This window comes from Streptomyces sp. Ru62 (assembly GCF_002920615.1).
Lineage (GTDB): Bacteria > Actinomycetota > Actinomycetes > Streptomycetales > Streptomycetaceae > Streptomyces.
Genome location: NZ_PQSU01000014.1, coordinates 24,701 through 38,153, shown reverse-complemented (window position 1 = coordinate 38,153; position 13,453 = coordinate 24,701). Strand labels below are relative to the sequence as shown.

12 protein-coding genes are annotated in these 13,453 nt (G+C 74.7%); 8 read left to right on the top strand and 4 right to left on the bottom strand.

Annotation, left to right across the window (positions count from 1 at the left end; genetic code table 11):
- Positions 1 to 95: 95 nt before the first annotated feature.
- Together C3492_RS20100 and C3492_RS20095 are read left to right on the top strand one after the other, a co-directional pair.
- Positions 96 to 479: a BlaI/MecI/CopY family transcriptional regulator gene (locus tag C3492_RS20100; protein ID WP_103813133.1), complete on the top strand. Its 384-nt coding sequence runs from the start codon at positions 96 to 98 to the stop codon at positions 477 to 479.
- A 24-nt stretch (positions 480 to 503) separates the two neighbouring features.
- The gene (locus tag C3492_RS20095) at positions 504 to 1,397 is read left to right on the top strand and encodes a M56 family metallopeptidase (protein WP_103813132.1); all 894 of its coding nucleotides are present in this window, start codon (positions 504 to 506) and stop codon (positions 1,395 to 1,397) included.
- Between the two features lie 317 nt (positions 1,398 to 1,714).
- Here the strand turns inward: C3492_RS20095 and C3492_RS20090 are convergent, their stop codons facing one another.
- Positions 1,715 to 4,090, bottom strand: a complete 2,376-nt coding sequence (locus C3492_RS20090; RefSeq protein WP_103813131.1) for a glycoside hydrolase family 65 protein — start codon at positions 4,088 to 4,090, stop codon at positions 1,715 to 1,717.
- A complete protein-coding gene (locus C3492_RS20085; RefSeq protein WP_103813130.1) occupies positions 4,087 to 4,827 on the bottom strand; it encodes an HAD family phosphatase in 741 nt (246 codons plus the stop codon). The genes C3492_RS20090 and C3492_RS20085 overlap by 4 nt, the downstream gene beginning before the upstream one ends.
- An 84-nt stretch (positions 4,828 to 4,911) precedes the next feature.
- Between C3492_RS20085 and C3492_RS20080 the strand changes: the two genes are divergently transcribed.
- The 6 genes from C3492_RS20080 (at position 4,912) to C3492_RS20055 (ending at position 12,076) form a co-directional block, all read left to right on the top strand.
- Entirely contained in the window at positions 4,912 to 5,562 is a 651-nt protein-coding gene (locus C3492_RS20080) for a nucleoside/nucleotide kinase family protein (protein ID WP_103813129.1), read from the top strand.
- A gap of 1 nt (position 5,563) precedes the next feature.
- Complete coding sequence (locus tag C3492_RS20075) at positions 5,564 to 5,998, top strand: hypothetical protein (RefSeq protein ID WP_103813128.1); 435 nt, start codon at positions 5,564 to 5,566, stop codon at positions 5,996 to 5,998.
- Between the two features lie 88 nt (positions 5,999 to 6,086).
- Positions 6,087 to 7,814, top strand: a complete 1,728-nt coding sequence (locus C3492_RS20070) for a phospholipid carrier-dependent glycosyltransferase (RefSeq protein ID WP_103813127.1) — start codon at positions 6,087 to 6,089, stop codon at positions 7,812 to 7,814.
- A 78-nt stretch (positions 7,815 to 7,892) separates the two neighbouring features.
- Complete coding sequence (locus tag C3492_RS20065) at positions 7,893 to 8,810, top strand: MurR/RpiR family transcriptional regulator (protein ID WP_181140463.1); 918 nt, start codon at positions 7,893 to 7,895, stop codon at positions 8,808 to 8,810.
- Between the two features lie 341 nt (positions 8,811 to 9,151).
- The gene (locus tag C3492_RS20060; RefSeq protein WP_181140462.1) at positions 9,152 to 9,532 is read left to right on the top strand and encodes a hypothetical protein; all 381 of its coding nucleotides are present in this window, start codon (positions 9,152 to 9,154) and stop codon (positions 9,530 to 9,532) included.
- 123 nt (positions 9,533 to 9,655) lie between these two features.
- A complete protein-coding gene (locus C3492_RS20055; protein ID WP_374938356.1) occupies positions 9,656 to 12,076 on the top strand; it encodes a SpoIIE family protein phosphatase in 2,421 nt (806 codons plus the stop codon).
- Positions 12,077 to 12,111: 35 nt separating this feature from the next.
- Here C3492_RS20055 and C3492_RS20050 read toward each other — a convergent pair whose 3' ends face one another.
- On the bottom strand, positions 12,112 to 12,630 hold the full coding sequence (locus C3492_RS20050; protein ID WP_103813125.1) for a flavin reductase family protein: 519 nt from the start codon (positions 12,628 to 12,630) through the stop codon (positions 12,112 to 12,114).
- An 80-nt stretch (positions 12,631 to 12,710) separates the two neighbouring features.
- On the bottom strand, positions 12,711 to 13,451 hold the full coding sequence (locus tag C3492_RS20045) for a peptidoglycan-binding protein (protein ID WP_308461153.1): 741 nt from the start codon (positions 13,449 to 13,451) through the stop codon (positions 12,711 to 12,713).
- Positions 13,452 to 13,453: the final 2 nt, after the last annotated feature.

The window sequence follows — 13,453 nt, the reverse complement described above, 5'->3', positions numbered from 1 at the left end:
CAGGGGAAAACACGGACAAACTAACGCGAATGATCTGCCCGCGCCCGCAGGCGGGGCCATCCGGCCGACGGCCCTACTCGCTGTAAGGTTGTGGCATGGCTGGCACAGGGTCCCGCGGCAGAGCGGAACGGCGCAGCGCCGGGGCGCTGGAGAGCGAGGTGCTGGCCGCCCTCTGGGCCACCGAGCGACCGCTGACCCCGGCGGAGATCCAGCACGAGATCGGTGGCGGGCTCGCGTACAACACGGTCCACACGATCCTCAAACGGCTGTACGACAAAGGGCTGGTGCTCCGGGACGCCGACGGGCGGCGCGGCGCGTACCGGCCGGCCAAGAACGCGGCCGAGCTGACCGCCGAGGCGATGCACGAGGTCCTGGACCGGGGGCCGGACCCGATCGCCGCGCTCCAGCAGTTCGTGACCGGGCTGAGCGCCGAGGAGGAGCGGGCGCTGCGCGAGCTGCTCGCCGGGGACGGCGCGTGAGGCCGGGCTCATGAGGTTCGGCGCATGACGTTCGACGTGTACGCCCCGCTGGCGCTGTCGCTGCTGCTGTCGGCCGTCGCTCCCGTGCTCGCCCGCCGGGCCGCGCCGGCGCTCGCCGCGCGCGTGCTGGCCTCGGCCGCCGTGCTGACGGCGGCGGCCACCACCTGGTCGCTGCTCCTGCTGGCCGCCGCGCTGCTCGGGGACGCGCCGCCGGTGATCCGCGAGGCCCGCGAGGACGGGCACCCGCTGACCGACCCGGTGCCCACGGTGATCGGGCTCGCCGCCTGTCTGGCACTGGCGGCCGTCGCCGTGCGTGTCCGCCGGGCCGTGCGCGCCGAGCGGTGCACGCGGCGCGCGCTACGGCGGCTCGGCGCGGGGCAGCCGGCGGACACCGAGCTGATCGTCGCCGCCTCGGACGTGCCGCGGGCGTTCGCGATCCCGGGACGGCCGGGCCGGATCCTGGTCACCTCCGCGATGCTGAGCGCGCTGGGCCCCGCGGAGCGCCGGGTGCTCCTCGCCCACGAGCGGGCCCATCTCACGCACCGGCACGGGCTGTTGGTGTCGGCGGTCACGCTCGCGGCGGCGGCCGATCCGCTGCTGGGACCGGTGCGCGCGGCGGTCACCTTCCTCGTGGAGCGGTGGGCCGACGAGCGGGCGGCGGCCGTCGTCGGGGACCGGCGGGTGACCGCGCGGGCGCTGGCCCGGGCCGCGCTCAGCGCGGGCAGGGCACGCGTGGGCTGCGCCCTTCAGTTCACCGACCGGGCCGTCACCCGCCGGATCGCGGCCCTCCGGACGAACCCGCCCCCGCGTCTGTGGTCCGCGGCCCTGGCCGTCCTCGCCCTCGGCACCCTCCCGGCCCTGCTCGCCGCCGACGCGACCGGCGACCTGCTGCACCTGCTGTCCGGGGTGCTCGACTGAGGGACGCTGGCCCGGCACGGCGGCGCTCCGCGCCCGAGACCGACGCCCAGCGCACCCCGCGACACCCGGGGACACCCGGCCGCCGTCCGGTACACGGCCCGAGCCACCCCGACACCCACGCCCGGCACACTCCGCAACACCCGAGGACACCAGAGGACACCCGGCTGCCATCCGGCACAGAGCCCGAGCCGCCCCCGGCACCCGGCCCCCCGGTCGGCACCCGGTACCCCCCGCCGGCGGCCCGTGCCTGACAGCGCTCACCCACCACCCGGCCCCCTCGCCGCCCCCGCCCCGTCCCGCCCCGGCCGGGCAGCCGCTCAGCCCCCGAACGCGCCCCCTTCCCCGCCGCCCGGCCCCCGGTGCACCGGCTGTTGTGGTGTGGGGCGCCGCGGTGCCGGTGGTAGCGCGCGGACGGCCGGGCCGTCGGTGCTGACCGTGAGTGGTTCACCGTGGTGGCGGAGCGTCAGCGGTGGGCCGTCCAGGAGCGCGTACGTCACCTTGTCCGCGCCGATGTCCACGCGCAGTCGGCGCCCGCGGAACTGGACGTTGAAGGCGACGCGGCGCAGCCGTTCGGGCAGGCGCGGGGTGAACCGGAGCCGGTCGCCGTCGTGCCGCATGCCGCCGAAGCCCGCGACCAGGGCCATCCACGTGCCGGCGAGGGAGGCGATGTGCAGCCCGTCCCGCGTGTTGTGCTCCAGGTCCTGGAGGTCCATCAGCGCGGCCTCGGCGGTGTAGGCGTAGGCGAGGTCCAGGTGGCCGGTCTGGGCGGCGATGACGGCCTGGCAGCAGGCGGACAGGGAGGAGTCGCGGACGGTCAGCGGCTCGTAGTAGGCGAAGTTCCGGGCGATCTGCTCCTCGTCGTGCTCCTGCTCGAAGTAGTCGCCGCAGGTGTACATGGCCAGCACCAGGTCGGCCTGTTTGACGACCTGCTTGCGGTAGAGGTCGAAGTAGGGGAAGTGGAGCAGCAGCGGGTACTGGTCGGCGCGGGTGCCCTCGAAGTCCCAGCGCTGGTAGCGGGTGAAGCCGGCGTGCTGTTCGTGGACGCCGAGTTCGGCGTTGTAGGGGATGTGCATGGCGTCGGCGGCGTCCCGCCAGGCCGCGCTCTCCTCCTCGTCCACCCCGAGCCGCCGCGCCTGGTCCGGGTGGCGTTCGACGGCGTCGGCGGCGGCGCGCAGGTTCTGCCGGGCCATCAGGTTGGTGTAGGTGTTGTCGTCGGCGACCGCGCTGTACTCGTCGGGGCCGGTGACGCCGTCGAGGTGGAAGACCCCGTGGGTGTCGTGGTGGCCGAGCGAGCGCCACAACCGGGCCGTCTCCACCAGCAGTTCCACGCCGGTCTCCCGCTCGAAGGCGGTGTCGCCGGTGGCCTCGACGTACCGGACGACCGCGTCGGCTATGCCGGCGTTGACGTGGAAGGCTGCGGTGCCGGCCGGCCAGTACGCGGAGCCTTCCGGACCGGCGATGGTCCGCCAGGGGAACGCGGCGCCGGCGAGCCCGAGTTGGGCCGCGCGTTCGCGGGCCTCGTCCAGGGTGTTGTACCGCCAGCGCAGGGCCTCGGCGACGGCCTGAGGGGCGGTGTGGGTGAGCACGGGCAGCACGAACATCTCGGTGTCCCAGAAGGCGTGCCCGTCGTAGCCGGAGCCGGTGAGCCCCTTGGCGGGGATGGCGCGCTGCTCGGCGCGGGCACCGGCCTGGAGGACGTGGAACAGCGCGAACCGGACGGCCTGCTGGATCTCCTCGTCGCCCTCCACCTCGACGTCGGCGCGGGCCCAGAAGTCGTCCAGGCAGGCCCGCTGGTCGTCGAGCAGGCCCTGCCAGCCGTCGTGGCCGGCGGCAGCGAGCGCGGCGTCGACCTGGTCGGCCATCGCGGGCAGCGACCGGGTGCCGGACCAGCCGTGGGCGACCAGCTTCTCCATCCGCAGGGTCTGTCCGGGTTCCAGCACGGAGGTGACGGTCAGCCGGGCCACGTCGATGCCGCTCTCGCTGCGGCTGGTAGTGCGTTCGGGTCCGGTGACGACGTGGTCGGCGGCCACGGCGACCCGCAGACCGCTGCGCCGGGTGCGGTGCACCAGCCGCAGCCGGTTGCCGGAGGCGAAGCCGTCCTCCTGTTCCAGCGGGGACTTCAGCGCCTTCGCCGCGCGCGGGTCGCCGTCGGGGTCGGGCAGGCTCTCGTTGGCGACCAGCTCGGACTGGATCACCACCCGGCTGCGGCTGCCGACGGCCTCCACCTCGTACGCGACGGCGGCCACGGCCCGCTGGGTCAGCGAGACCAGCCGGGTGGAGCGCACCCGGACCGTGGAGCCGGCCGGGGAGGTCCACTCGCACGTGCGCTCCAGCACTCCGCGGCGCAGGTCCAGGACGCGTTCGTGGGCGACGAGCCGGCCGTAGCGCAGGTCGAACGGCTCGTCGTCCACCAGCAGCCGGATGACCTTGCCGTTGGTGACGTTGATGACGGTCTGCCCGGACTCCGGGTAGCCGTAGCCGGCCTCCGCGTACGGCAGCGGGTGCACCTCGTGCACCCCGTTGAGGTAGCTGCCGGGCAGGCCGTGCGGCTCGCCCTCGTCCAGGTTGCCGCGCCAGCCGACGTGCCCGTTGGACAGGGCGAACACCGACTCGCTCTGGGCGAGGACGTCGAGGTCGAGGGCGGTCTCCCGGACGGTCCACGGTTCGACGCCGTAGGAACGGTCGGTGATCACTGCTTGCCTCCCAGTTCGGCCAGGTCCTTGACGACGATGTCGGCGCCGTGCGCGTACAGCGCGTCGGTCTGGCCCACCCGGTCCACGCCGACGACGTGGCCGAAGCCGCCTGCCCGGCCGGCGTCCATGCCGGCCAGCGCGTCCTCGAAGACGGCCGCGCGGGACGCCTCGACGCCGAGGTCGCGGGCGGCGGCCAGGAAGGTGTCGGGGTGCGGCTTGCCCGGCAGGTTCCGCTCGGCCGCGACCACGCCGTCGATCCGTACGTCGAAGAAGTGCTCGGCGCCGACCGCGCGCAGCACGTCCCGGCAGTTGGCGCTGGAGGAGACGATCGCGGTGCGCAGTCCCGCGGCGCGGACCGCCTCCAGGTACCGCAGGGTGCCCTCGTACGCCTCGACCCCGCCGGTGCGGATCTTCTCCAGCAGCAGGTCGTTCTTGCGGTTGCCGAGGCCGTGCACGGTGCGGGCGTCCGGCGGGTCGTCCGGGCCGCCTTCGGGGAGCTGGATGCCGCGTGAGGCGAGGAAGGCGCGGACGCCGTCGGCGCGGGGGCGGCCGTCGACGTACTCGTCGTAGTCGGTGACGGCGTCGAACGGCCGCCCCTGTTCCCCCTCGTAGTCACGCAGGAAGGCGTCGAACGTCTCCTTCCAGGCCGCCGCGTGCACGACGGCGGTCTTGGTGACGACCCCGTCGAGGTCGAAGAGACAGGCCTGGATGGTGTCGGGCAGACCGAGCTGAGTCATATCCGGACTGTTCCCCGCGAAGCGGCCGTCCAGTGGGTGGCGCACGCCACACTCCTGGCGAACGGGGGATGCCACACTCTCTGTGTGCCCCTCACCTTCGACGATCTCCTCGACCGTGCCCGCGCCCTGCCCCGGAACGGCCGGCGTGCCCTGCTCGGCATCGCGGGCAGCCCCGGCTCGGGCAAGACGACGCTGGCCGAGCGGCTGGTGGACGCGCTGAACGGCGACGGGCCGCCCTGGGCGGCGCACGTGCCGATGGACGGTTTCCATCTCGCGGACGCCGAACTGGACCGGCTGGGCCGCCGGGGCCGCAAGGGCGCGCCGGACACCTTCGACGCGGCAGGGTACGCGGCGCTGCTGCGGCGGCTGCGCGAGGAGACCGACGAGGTCGTGTACGCGCCGGGGTTCGAGCGGCTGCTGGAGCAGCCGCTCGCGGGCGCGATCCCGGTGCCGCCGGAAGCCCGGCTGGTGGTGACCGAGGGGAACTACCTGCTGCTGCGGGAGGGTTCGTGGGCGCGGGTGCGTCCGTGCCTGGACGAGGTGTGGTTCTGCGAGATCGACGAGGACGAGCGGATCCGGCGGCTGGTCGCCCGGCACGAGGAGTTCGGCAAGGAGCACGAGGCGGCCGTGGCCTGGGTGCTGGGTTCGGACCAGCGCAACGCCGACCTGGTGGCGACGACACGGCGGTGGGCCGACCTGGTGGTACCGGACGGTGTACTGCTTCCCGTGAGCTGACGTGCCGCCGCCGGCCGGTGCGGTAGCGGCCCGGTCGCGTTCGATCCTGGTGCTGGCCGAGGGCGTGCTGGTGGCCGGCTCCGAGGACGCGCTCGGGCACGGGGACGTGCGGATGGCGGGCGGCACGCTGCGGGTGGCGGGGCGGTTGCGGGTGCGCGGCGCCTGGGCCCAGGACGCGGGCACGCCAGAGGTCACCGTGCGGGCCGGCGGCAAGGCACCGCTGACCGTGGGGCACCGGGCCGTGCTCGGCGGTCCGGTCGTGCCGGCGCCGCGGGTGGACGCCGAACTGCCGCCGGCCGCGGGCAGCACGCTGCCGGTCCTCGCCGCGCCCCGGTTCGCCGGGCGGTTCGAGTGGATCGAGGTGAACTCCGACCAGCTGCGGGCCGTACCCGTGTACACGGCAGAAGGTCTGTCGGTGCGACTCGTGCGGCGGTGACGGCCGTGGGGGCGGCGGTGCGACGGTAGGGCCATGATCAGGCCCCTGAGCCGCCCGCCCCCGCACGGCCCCTTCCGCCGCGGGACGGATGATGGCGCGCGAACAGCACTTGGTCCTCACCCCCGCCGCTCCCGCCGCGGTCCCGGTACGGCAGGCCACCTCACAGCGGTGGGCGGGCCTGCGCCGGCAGTGGCGGTGGCTGCCGCCGGTCCTGGTCGTCCTGCTCCTCGGGCAGATGGCCGCGGCGATGGTCACCACGGCGGTGCAGCAGACCCCCACCATCGACGAGCCGGTGTACGTGGCCACGGCGACCGACTACCTGCGCGAGCACCGGGTGCGGTACAACCCCGAGCATCCGCCGCTCGGGAAACTGCTGATCGCGGCCGGGGTGGCGGTGGCGGACCCGCAGTACGACCCCTCGTACACCGGCGACCAGGGGCAGGTGGGCCGGCACCTGCTGTACGCGTCGGGCAACGATCCCTGGCGGCTGATGCTGTGGGCGCGGCTGCCGGTCATCGCGCTGACGCTGCTGTGCGGGCTGGTGGTGTTCGCCTTCGCCCGGGACCTGACGGGTACGGCGGGCGGCCTGGTCGCGCTCGCCCTGTACGCGTTCTCGCCCGACGTGATCGCGCACGGTTCCCTGGCCACGCTGGACCTGCCGGCGGCCGGATGCGTCCTGACCGCGGCCTGGCTGGCATGGCGGGCCCGGCACCGCCCCGTCCTGTACCTGCCGCTCGCGGGGGCGGCACTCGGCGCGGCCGCGGCGACCAAGATGAGCGCCCTGCCCGCGGTACCGGTGCTGATGGCGCTGGCGGCGCTGTCCGCCCTGACCGCCCACCGGTCCGCGCGGCTCCCGGGGCGATGGCCCCTGTCCGGGCCCGGGGGGCGGCGTCCGGTGGTGTCGGCGCTGGTGGCCGCCGCCGTCGTCGCGGTCGTGGCCGTCGCCGTCGTGTGGGCCGCGTATCTCGTCGTCGACCCTCGGTTGCGGTTCGCGCCCGCCGAGCCGGTGCCGGGCGTGCACGGGCTGCGGGCGCGGCTGGTGGAGCTGCTGCCGGTGCCGCCGGCATACCGGGCGGGGATGCGGGTGCAGTTCGGTCTGGAGAACCAGCCCTGGCAGGGGTATCTGTTCGGGCACCTGTACACCGGCTCGCTCTGGTACTACCTGCCGGCCGCCCTGCTGGTGAAGACCCCGCTGGGGCTGCTGGCGCTGGGCGCGGCCGGTGCCGTCGCGGTGGTGGCGGTACGGCGGCTGCGTCCCGCGGCGCCGTACCTGCTGCTGCCGCCGCTGGTGCTGCTCGCGGCGGCGATGACCGGGGCGCGGGACTTCGGCACCCGGTACGCGCTGTTCGTACCGGTGTTCCTCGCGGTGGCGGCGGCCTGTGTGCTCACCCTCCGGTGGCGGTGGCGCGGGCTCCTGACCGGCGCCCTGGTGCTGTGGGTGGCGGTGGGTTCGCTGCGGACGTTCCCGTACTACCTGCCGTACGCCAACGAGGCGTTCGGCGGTCCGGCGCGCACCCACCGGCTGCTGCACGACTCGAACGTGGACTGGGGCCAGGACCTGGGCCGGCTCGCCGACCGGCTCCGGGAGCGGTACCCGGGCGAGCGGGTGTGGCTGGTGTACAAGGGCAGCGGCGTCCCGGCGTACTACGGCATCCACGCGGCGGATCCGCGCACGGTGCCGCCGGAGCGGGTGCACGGGCTGCTGGTGGTGTCGGACTCCGCCGCCGCCAAGGCGCGCGGCCGGCTCGCGGAGCTGCTGGCGAGCAGCCGGCCGGTCGGCGAAGTGGGCCATTCCATCGGCCTGTACCGGCGGTGAGCGCGGTGTCTCAACCCCCTGGTCACGACGGTCGGTGAGCTATGTTGAGTCCTCGTGGCAGACAAAGGAGGCCGACCGGTGCCCTCGCCGCAGCAGGCACGCGCACAGGCATCAGCGATCACGTCGGGCAAGGCGGTGCCGGCGGCCGAGGCCGCCCCGACCTCGCGGCTGAGGGAACTCTTCGACGGCCCGCGTCTGTCGCCGGGGCAGCGGCGCATCGCCCAGTACCTGATCGAGCACATCACCGAGGCCGCGTTCCTGTCGATCACCGAGCTCGCCGACCGGGTCGGGGTCAGCCAGCCCTCCGTCACCCGCTTCGCCGCAGCCGTCGGCTTCAGCGGTTACCCGGCGCTGCGCGAGAAGCTCCAGTCGATCGCGCTGAGCAGCCTCGCGGGCGGTCCCGGGGAGGAGGACCGGGCCAACGAGTTGCAGGCGGCCGTGGACGCCGAGATCGAGAACCTGGAGAACCTGCGGCGGGACTTCGCCGACCCCGACCGGGTGATCCACGTCGGCCGCGAGCTGTCCCGCTCCACCCCGCTGACCGTGCTGGGCCTGCGGATCTCGGTGTCGCTCGCCGAGTACTTCGGCTACGCGGCCCGCCGTATCCACCCGGACGTGCGGCTGGTGACCCGCGGCGGCAGCGTGGCCTACGACGCGCTGCTCCAGTCCCGCGAGGCGGGCGGTAGCTGGGTGCTGGCCTTCGCCATGCCCCGGCACTCCCAGGAGACGCTGCACGCCGTCCGGGTGGCGCGCGGCGCGGGTCTGAAGGTCGCCCTGGTGACGGACCTGGCGCTCGGGCCGCTGGCCGACGAGGCCGACGTCACCTTCGCCACCGGCACCGGTTCCCGGCTGGTGTTCGACTCCTACGCCGCGCCCGGCGTGCTGGCCGCGGCGCTGCTGCAGGCCATGACCGACGCCGATCCCGAGCGCACCCAGGCCCGGCTGGAGAAGTACGAACAGCTCTCCGACCAGCACCAGTTCTTCCTCAAGGACTGAACCGAGGCCCGCACGGCCGATCCTTCCGTCCGCTCCGGGCATCCGTGAAGATCTTGCGGTCATCCGTGCCGTGGACGGGGACGATTCACCGCATACCGCGCATGAATGTTTTCATACGTCTTGCAAAGCGCTCGGCATATATAAATACTGCTCGGCGGGCTCCCCCGCTCGTCCGGGGCCCGCGCACGGACACCCTCCGCCGCCGTCCCTACCCACGTCGGCGCCCGGGGTGTACCGGGGTGCGTCGTCTGCGCGGCGCGCCCGTGGCGGCCCCGGTCATCCCCTAGACCGGGGCCGCCCCGAACCCGTCGGCCACCCTCCGACGCCGCACACCGGAAGCGATGAAGATGCCCCTGACCAGCACGCGCATCAGCCCAGACTGGCCCTGTCAGGTCAAGACGCCGGGTTCGTACGACTGGGAGCGCTCGGCCACCAGGTGGCTGCGCGAGCTGATCCCCGCGCGCTACGCCAGCTACCCGGCGCTCATCCGGCACCCGGTGCTGCTGGCCCGGCACGCGCAGCTCCAGGTGCAGCAGGAGATCCGGGTCGCGCGGACCGCCCTGCAGACCGCTCGGGCCGAACTGCCCGTGCTCGGACTGCCCGAATCGGTGATCGAGCACACGATCAAGCTGTACGCGGCGGAGGTGCTGCAGTTGCAGCACATCGCGCGCAGCGTCCGCGTGGTCAGCGAGGCGCTGGCCGCGCGCGGCACGGCCCGCTGACCTGGCCGGGGCGCTCCCTCACCGCTGCCTCGCCCTGTCTCGGCCCGCCGTCTCCCAGCCGTCGATCCTGTCCACCGGTCGTGTGAATCCCGACCCGGCAGACGAGTGATCGGACGGGCACGGATGTGCAATGCTCATCGCGTGACGAGCGAGCCCCTGCCCCCGGTGGACCGCGGAACCAGCGCCGACCTCGCGGCGCTGGCCAAGGTCGTGGCCCGGCAGCGCGCCGAAATGGAACGGCTGCGGGACCTGGCCGCCACCTCCGCGGTCCTGGAGCGGGCCAAGGGCGTACTGATGGCCGTCACCTCCTGTACCCCGGACGCCGCCCACCAGGAGCTGCTCCAGCGCGCCAAGGACGGCAACCGCACCCTCCTCGAACAGTGCTGGCTCACCCTGGGCGCCCTGCCGCCCCGGCAGCAGCCGGTGACGCCCCCCGCCCCGGCCCCCGCCGTACGCCCCTGGGAGAGCGTGCCCGCCGGCACCACGGACCTGACCGGCGTCCTGGGACACATCGGCCGCGACCTGCTCCGGGTCGGCTCACCGCACGAGCTGGCCGGATGCCTGCTGGACCACCTCGCGACCGAGGCGGGCGCCGACGCGGTGATGCTGTACGAGCGGCTGCCCGAGGGCGGGCTCGGACTGATCGGGTACGCCGGCATCGACCCCACCCTCGCCGCCCAGTGGCGCCAGCTCCCCCCGGTGACCGGCGTGGCGGCGCTGGACGCCCTGGAGTCCGGGCAGCCGCGCTGGCTGGAGAACGTCGCCCTGGACCGCACCCGGTACCTGCTGATCGGCGATCCGCCGGAGCGGTGGCTCACCCGGGCCTGGCTGCCCGTGCCGGCCGGGGACACCGCGTGCGTCGCCCTCGGGGTGCTGCGCCGGCGCCCCGAGCCGTTCGCGGGTCGGGAGCGGGAGCTGCTGCGGGCCGTGGCCCGGCTGTGCGCGGGCCGGCTGCGGGCCTTCGACAACCCGCGCGGCGGCGCGACCGCGGACATCTCCCAGACCGTGCAGGCGGTGTTCGACGCGCTGCCGGGCGCGGCGATCCTGCTGAGCCCGCTGCGCGCCGCTTCCGGCGAGGTGGAGGACTACCTCATCGACGCCGCCACCCCGGAGGCGGTCGACGTGTTCGGCCGCACCGGCCGGGACATGGTCGGCAGACGTGTCCTGGAGAGCTACCCGTCGGTCGCGGGCGAACCGCTGTGGCGGGGCTACCTTCAGGCTCTGGAGACCGGAGTCCCCTTCGAGGGCGAGCCGTTCGCCTACCAGGACGTGGTCGGCGAGGTGCCCGTGACCGCCACCTACACGGTGCGGGCCGCCCCGCTGGGCGAGCGCCTGGTGGTGACCTGGCTGCGGCACGACCCGGTGGAACGCCAGGAGCAGCGCCTGGCCGACGTGCAGCGGCTCGGCAACCTGGGCTGGGCGAACTGGAACCTGATCACCCAGGAGACCTCCTGGGCGACGCAGACGTACGCCGTGCTCGGCCTGCGCCCCGGGCAGCGGCCGCTCCGCCTGGAGGAGCTGCCCGACCTGGTGCTGCCCGACGACACCGGGCCGCTGGCCCACGCGATCGCCGAACTCGTCTCCCACGGGCGCCCGTTCGACGTGCCCTTCCGTGTCGAGACACCGGAGGGGGTCCGGCATCTGCGGATGGTCGCCGAGGCCGTCATGACGTCCGACGGTACCCCGGTCGAGGTGCACGGCTTCGTCCAGGACCTCACCGCGCAGCGCAGCGCGGAACTCGCGCTGGTGGAGAGCGAGCGCGCGATGCTGCTCCAGCGCGGCATCCTCCAGGCCGAACGGGCACTGGCGGCCCGGCTCCAGCACGCCCTGCTGCCGCTGCCCAGCAAGCCGGTGCGGCTGGCCGGGCTGCGCGTCGAGGTCGCCTACCTGCCCGCGCAGGCCGGCATCCACGTCGGCGGGGACTGGTTCAGCGCCATCGAACTGCCCGACTACGACGCGCTGTTCGTGGTCGGCGACGTGGCAGGCCACGGCATCGACGCCGTGGCCACCATGGCCCAGCTCAGGTTCACCGCGAAGGGCATGGTCAGCACCGGCTCCTCGCTCACCGGGGCGCTGGCGCGGCTCAACCAGCTGCTGCTGCACTCCCGCGACAGCCAGATGACCGCCACCATGGTCCTCGCCCGCTACGACCCCGACCAGCAGATCCTCGCCTGGGCGCAGGCGGGACACCCCCCGCCGCTGCTGGTGCGCCGGGGCGAGGTCCGCTTCCTCGACCGGCCCGGCGGCATGCTGCTCGGCGCGACGGCCGCCCCCGCCTACGAGTCGCGGGAGCTGCGGCTGGAACCCGGCGACCGGCTGCTGCTCTACACCGACGGCCTGGTCGAACGCCCCGGCGAGGGCCTGGACGCGGGCTTCGCCCGGCTGGCCGGGGCGGTCCGCGCCCAAGGCCGTGGCGAGTCCGGCTCCCTGGACGCGCTGCTCGCGACGATGCTGGCGGAGGAGCGGCGCGACGACGTGTGCGTGCTCGACATCCGAATGCCCCTGGAAGAGGTGCAGGACGCGGCGGAGCCCCCGGAAGGCTGACGGCTGGTGTCCCCTCGGCCCAGGGGCGGCCGTGCTCAGTCCACGGGGTGGCCGGCGTCGATGGTGACGGCGTCGGAGAGGCGCAGCAGGGACCCGCCGCGGCCCTCGCCCCACTCGACGGGGTCGAGCACGAAGCCGACGTGGTCGCCGCCGTCGGTGCGCTGCAGGATGGCACCGACGAACCAGGCCGCCGTGTCCTCCAGGACGGCGGTGCCGCCGTGCCCCTCCCGCCAGGCGAGCCCCGCGAACTTGTCCACCTCGTCGCTCGTCTCGCCGCCGAAGAGTTCCGCCAGGTCCCGCTGGTCGCGGGTGAGCAGGTGGACGGCGAGGAACTGCGCGGCACGGGCGACCCGGTACGTCTGGTTGACCTTGGACAGCCATACGGCGAACCGGGGCGGCTGGATCGAGCACTGCGAGGCGAAGCCGACCAGGCATCCGGCGCGCCTGCCGCTCGCCGCGGCGGTCACCACGCACATGTCCGGGTCCAGCCGGTCGAAGAAGCCGTCCAGGTCCGGTCGCGCCCGGCCGCCCCGCGTGCCGCTCTCGTCCGCCATTGCCGTTCGCTCCCGTCCGCCGCCGCCCGGTGCCGGCCCGCGCAGGCCGCGCGGTGGTCCTCGTGTGCCCGGTGTGCCGCTCATGAATCGTCGCCGAAGCCGGTGCGGGACTCCAGCGCGCGGCGCGTGTCGTTGCCGTAGACGCCCGTCTCGTCACCACGGACGCCGTACCAGAGCTGGAAGCGGGCCACGGCCTCGGTGAGCGTGGTGTCGTAGGTGCCGCTGGTGGAGCCGTCGCGGTAGACGTCCGGGACGCGCAGCAGGCGTTGTTGCAGGTCGGCGACATCGGGCCCGGTGTCGCCCTGACGGAGGGTGCCGGGCCCGTCGGGGTCGGGCGCGGTGGCGGGTGTCGTGGGTCCGGCGGACGCGGTGGGGGCCCGAGGGGGCCGCCTGGTGCGCCGGCCGGCGGGGCGGTCGTGGCCGGCGGGGCCGGGCGGGCGGTCGCGGCGGCCTGCTGACGGCCGGGGAGGAGCAGGGCGCAGCCGAAGCCGGCGAGGGCCGCCGCCACGACGGCCGCGGCCACGGTGGCCCGGCGCGGGCCCCGGCCCGCGTTCGGTCCGGGTACAGCCGAGGGGCGGGGGACAAGGGCCGGTACGGGCGGGAGTTCCTGGGTGTCGTCCTCGCGGGTCACCGGATCGGGCCGGATCTCCCGCATGAGTTCCGCGAGGGCGTCGAAGCGGCGTAGGCGCACGACCCGGACGGGTTCCAGGACCGGTCCGGGCGGCGGCTGTTCGGGGTCGGGCGGTGTCGGCACCTGGCTCTCCTTCCGTCCCGCGGGCCGGGGCGCTCGCGCGGCCCGCGTGCTCAGATACGGCGCCCACCG

Coding starts and splice junctions, on each gene's coding strand:
- C3492_RS20055 (WP_374938356.1), top strand. CDS start 9,656: ATGTGCAATGCTCATCGCGTGACGAGCGAGCCCCTGCCCCCGGTGGAC.
- C3492_RS20100 (WP_103813133.1), top strand. CDS start 96: ATGGCTGGCACAGGGTCCCGCGGCAGAGCGGAACGGCGCAGCGCCGGG.
- C3492_RS20050 (WP_103813125.1), bottom strand. CDS start 12,630: ATGGCGGACGAGAGCGGCACGCGGGGCGGCCGGGCGCGACCGGACCTG.
- C3492_RS20070 (WP_103813127.1), top strand. CDS start 6,087: ATGATGGCGCGCGAACAGCACTTGGTCCTCACCCCCGCCGCTCCCGCC.
- C3492_RS20085 (WP_103813130.1), bottom strand. CDS start 4,827: ATGACTCAGCTCGGTCTGCCCGACACCATCCAGGCCTGTCTCTTCGAC.
- C3492_RS20095 (WP_103813132.1), top strand. CDS start 504: ATGACGTTCGACGTGTACGCCCCGCTGGCGCTGTCGCTGCTGCTGTCG.
- C3492_RS20060 (WP_181140462.1), top strand. CDS start 9,152: ATGAAGATGCCCCTGACCAGCACGCGCATCAGCCCAGACTGGCCCTGT.